Below are 4,508 nucleotides of genomic sequence, written 5' to 3' on the forward strand. Positions count from 1 at the left end.
ACACCTCAACATACCAAAACTAATTGATACTATTGAGACCTTAAATCCTAAAACGATTATTGTATGTAAAAAGAAATTCGTAGAACCTGAGATAAGGAATTCCAGTATTATGGATAATTATTGTGAAAGTGAAAGCATATTTTTTCTTCCTTTTCCTGGACAAGGAAATCAAAGAAAGTATAGAGAGAGTCTTGTAAAAGCGTTGGGAGGGATTTCATTTTGCTTAGATTAAAGGCTTTGGTACAAGATTTCTTTAAATCGGTTACAAAGCAAAATATTGATATATACAATGAGTTTAGCCTTCAACACGAGCTTGGCATTTTCTTAAGGGAGGCTTTGCCTACATATAAAGTGTAATTCGAAAGAAACGTATCTTATTTTACCAGCGGCAATAAAACAATTAAGAAAGAAATTGATATAGCGGTATTTTAAGAGGGTAAAGCTGAAAAGTATGCCATGGGGAGACCCGCAAGGAACGTGGGATTTTGGGTCAAGTTTTTGTGCCACGTCAGGCTAAAAGACTCACCTGAGAAGGAGGATTGCTTAGGGGTGGGATGTTTTGAGCTGAATACCTTAAAATAAAAGAAAACGAAATTTCTGCTTGAAGTTTCATTCTTAATGTGGTTAATTTGCAAACGAGAGTGAATCGGCCCTTGAGAATCTAAAAATCTGACTTGAAAAGTCCCGTCCCTCACAAACCTAAAACAAAATCATATACGTAAGTAGTTAAAAAACCTTCTAAGTTTAGAAGGTTTTTTAACTATGTTTTTCTTTTGCTGAGAAAGTTTTTCTTTTCCCATCTATTTAAAGGATAGGGGCACACCTAGACCCTAAAGAAAATCCTAACTCTAGTGACTAATGACTAGCAGCTAGATTCTCGTCAATTTGCACTAATTATCGTTATTTCTTTGTCATAATGAATATAGTAAAGAATTCTAAGGGATGTTATGATTTTATCAAAGGGAAGTAATAATAAAATAAGGAATGGAGTGTGTAGAATGAATTTTGAATCAACTTTTAAACCAATGTATATAGGCAAAATGCTCGTTAAAAACAGATTAGTTGTACCGGCAATGGATTCGGCTATGTGTGAAGAAGATGGTACTATTGAAAAAATGGCTTGCGATTACTACGGAGCAAGAGCTAAAGGTGGATTTGGTATAGTCATTACAGAAATTGCAGCAGTAGACGAGAGAGCATCTGGAATGCCTGGCGAGCCAAGATTGTATTCTGATGAGTATATTCCAGGTCTTACAAAGCTAGCAAATGCAATACATACTGGTGGTGCAAAAGCAATTGTGCAATTACACCATGCGGGACGAGAAACTACTAGGGCAATGATTGGCCAAACGCCAACAGCGCCATCATCGATTCCTTCTGTTGTATATCGTGAACATGTTAATGAATATACTACGGAGCAAGTATACGAATTAATTGACTCATATATACAAGCATCTGTTCGATGTAAAAAGGCAGGCTTTGATGGAATTGAGTTCCACAGTGCTCACGGGTATATGGGATTGCAATTTATGAGTCCAAGAACAAATAAGCGAATTGATGAATTTGGTGGAGGAATTTCAGGAAGGTCTTATTTCCATAAATTAATTATTGAAGGTATTCGAAGAGAATGTGGCGAAGACTTTGCTATCATCGTAAGAATGGATTCCATTGAAGGAAGGGCAGGAGGATTAGAGGAAGAAGAATCTATTGTATTTGCTCGAATGTTAGAATCTTATGGTGTAGATGCGTTAAATATTTCTGCTGGCACTTATGCTTCTTGGGATGTAATTGTTCCTCCAACAGCTTGGCAACAAGGCTGGAACTGGCGTATTTGCAGAAGAATAAAAGAATCCGTCAATATACCAGTATTATTAGCAGGAAGATTTTCTGATCCATATGTTATAGAGCAAGCGATTGAGCGTGGAGACACGGACTTTGTATGCTTAGGACGTCAATCTATTGCAGATCCAGAGTTTCCTAATAAAATGGCTGGTGGAAATATAGAAGATATCGTACCTTGCGTAGGCTGTACTCAAAGATGTATGTCCTTTAATGATCACGATTCATTGCAAGAAGGAGATTGGGGAGTTTCTTGTATATTCAATCCTATGAGCAACAATCGTAAAGAGGTTCAATACGGCCCTGCGGAAGAACCTAAAAAAGTTATGGTGATAGGTGCGGGTGTTGCAGGTATGGAAGCAGCTTGGATTGCAGCTGAAAGGGGTCATAATGTAACTTTATACGAGAAAAATGAAGAAAATAAAACAGGCGGTCAATTCTTAATCGCTTCTTATCCTCCATATAAACAAGAATTAACTCGACCTATAAAATATTTTAAGCGTATGTGTGAAAAACATGGTGTTAAAATGGTTTACAATATGGCAGTAGATACCGCCTTTATTCAAAAGGAAAAACCAGATGTCTTAATTGTAGCCACGGGTGCAAAACCATTTAAATTAAATATTCCAGGAAATGATGCTGAAAATGTATTCCAAGCTAACGATGTATTAGTAGGAAATAAAATTCTTGCAAATAGTGCCTTAGTTATCGGTGGTGGAATGGTAGGTGTTGAAACAGCAGAGTTCTGTAAAGATTACTGTGAAAGAGTCGCTGTAGTTGAAATGCAAGAAGACATTGCTATGGATCTATACATGACCGTTCGAGATGATCTTATTAAAAGATTAAAGAAAGAAGACGTTGAAATTTACACAAATACTAAAGTTTCACGTATAGAAGGCAATACTGTATATGCAGAGCAAGATGGTAAAGAAATTGCATTAGAGGGATTCGACCATATTATTTTTGCTGTAGGCTCTAAATCAGAAGCTCAATTTGAAAATGTAGAGAGTTTGGCAAAAGAAGTCTATGTAATAGGTGATGCTAAAAAAGCAAGAAGTGCTTTACAAGCTATATTTGAAGGCGCTAGAGTAGGAATGTCTATTTAGCTATTAGCAATCAGCGGCTAAGGTAGGGTATTTCTTTGGGGTGAGGATTCTTGGCCGCGTTTTAAGGAAGACTTGAAAAAATACTAGAGTCAAATGCAAGAATTCTCTATGGATAATAGCAAAAGGATTACCTCCGTTAAGGGGTAGTCCTTTTCGGCTTATTTAAGTTATTTTTATATACGTTGACCCATAAAACTGACTATAGAACACTGATTGGAGATGGATAAAGTTTTTCTAGTAAGCACACATTTCTATACTGATTAAAAGATGCAAAAGAGTTTGGTAGTCTTTTAAATCAATTTGAAACAGTTCTTCGATTCTACTAAGTCGATAATTTAAAGTATTTCTGTGAATGTGCAGTTCTTCTGCTGATTCGTTCTTTTGAAATAGATTTTTACAATAGACCTTAAGGGTTTCGTATAGTGTCATACCCTTTTCCTCATCATATGCTTTGATCTCTTTTAAAACTGGATGAATAAAACATCTATATTCTTCATTTTGGCTTAGTTGCAAAAATAAAGGGTAGGGAGCAATGTTTTCGTAGTAGTATAGAGAAGTGTGAAAATCACCATTTACTACTTCATCTCTGTACCGAAATAAAGCTGTCAATCTGGCCTGAGTGTAATAATCACAAAGAGCGTACAAATCTTTGATAGGATAAACGGCACCACATAAAATCTTGTACTGAAAGAGATACTCTGAAATCTTTTCTGCTGTATTTTTTAAATTACAGTGGCTAGATTTATTAGTCAAAAGAATGACCAAATCATCTTTATATACAATAGGGATGGATTCAGGGTATTGGTTTAAACAATAGTTTATAGCAACAGAAGAAAAAGCCTGTTGTGATTTGCTTTGATCTAACGGAGCCACTAAAAGGAGTGAATCTTCTAGATTCATCTTCGACAATTGGGCAATAGAACGTTCTTTTACTGGATTTAATGAATGTCGATCTAATAAATCCTGTAAGAATTTTGACCTAACAGAAGGAGTTTGTCTTGTTAGATTGATTTTGATTCGCAAAGTGCTCGTTAGAAAGGACGTTGCTTCTAAATGCCATGGCTCAAATTTTTTATCCTTTAAGAATATGGCAATATGGCCGATGATTTTTACCTCATCGTACACCTCAGCAAAAATTCGAGGGCATTTTTCTACAAGGCCTTCATCTTCAAAAAAAGGCTCATATCTTGTGCCAGGTTGCCTTAAATAGGCCTCATGATATGCAGCAATAGTCTCCTCAGGTAAAACACCTTCCTCAAATAAAGTATCATAGACAAAATCTTCAATCTTTTTTGTTGGATACATAGATATTAACTCATATTTATTATCTGTAAAAACCACAGGTGCCTCAAAAATTTCGCTTGCACAGCGAATTAAAGGGAGAAAACCAGGTTTATCCATATTTACATGAAATTGTTTATAAATTTCTAACAAATTCTTTTGATAATCCAATAGAAAACTCCTTTGCTATATGATATAACAATTTTATCATATTTAAATAAAAGGTAGTACCTTTTCAATGGTAGGTATTTTTAATGTTTGTGAGGGACGGTTCAGGTCAAG

At 35.5% G+C, this 4,508-nt stretch carries 4 protein-coding genes; 3 read left to right on the forward strand and 1 reads right to left on the reverse strand.

Annotated elements, in window-relative coordinates:
* The 3 genes from Q7P22_RS05935 to Q7P22_RS05945 form a co-directional block, all read left to right on the forward strand.
* Positions 1-232, forward strand: a 232-nt coding sequence (locus tag Q7P22_RS05935) for a hypothetical protein (RefSeq protein ID WP_303861896.1), incomplete at its 5' end; no start/stop codon positions are given.
* Complete coding sequence (locus tag Q7P22_RS05940) at positions 220-357, forward strand: hypothetical protein (RefSeq protein ID WP_303861898.1); 138 nt, start codon at positions 220-222, stop codon at positions 355-357. The genes Q7P22_RS05935 and Q7P22_RS05940, both read left to right, overlap by 13 nt.
* Before the next feature lie 641 nt (positions 358-998).
* Positions 999-2,945 carry an NAD(P)/FAD-dependent oxidoreductase gene (locus tag Q7P22_RS05945; protein WP_303861901.1) on the forward strand — a complete coding sequence of 649 codons (1,947 nt, stop codon included), beginning with the start codon at positions 999-1,001 and terminating at the stop codon, positions 2,943-2,945.
* Positions 2,946-3,179: 234 nt separating this feature from the next.
* Here Q7P22_RS05945 and Q7P22_RS05950 read toward each other — a convergent pair whose 3' ends face one another.
* Positions 3,180-4,397 carry a CdaR family transcriptional regulator gene (locus Q7P22_RS05950; RefSeq protein WP_113921888.1) on the reverse strand — a complete coding sequence of 406 codons (1,218 nt, stop codon included), beginning with the start codon at positions 4,395-4,397 and terminating at the stop codon, positions 3,180-3,182.
* Between the last annotated feature and the right edge of the window lie 111 nt (positions 4,398-4,508).

It is taken from the genome of Alkalibaculum bacchi (assembly GCF_937875145.1).
Classification (GTDB): Bacteria; Bacillota; Clostridia; order Eubacteriales; family Alkalibacteraceae; genus Alkalibaculum; species Alkalibaculum bacchi_A.

Coding starts and splice junctions, on each gene's coding strand:
- Q7P22_RS05945 (WP_303861901.1), top strand. CDS start 999: ATGAATTTTGAATCAACTTTTAAACCAATGTATATAGGCAAAATGCTC.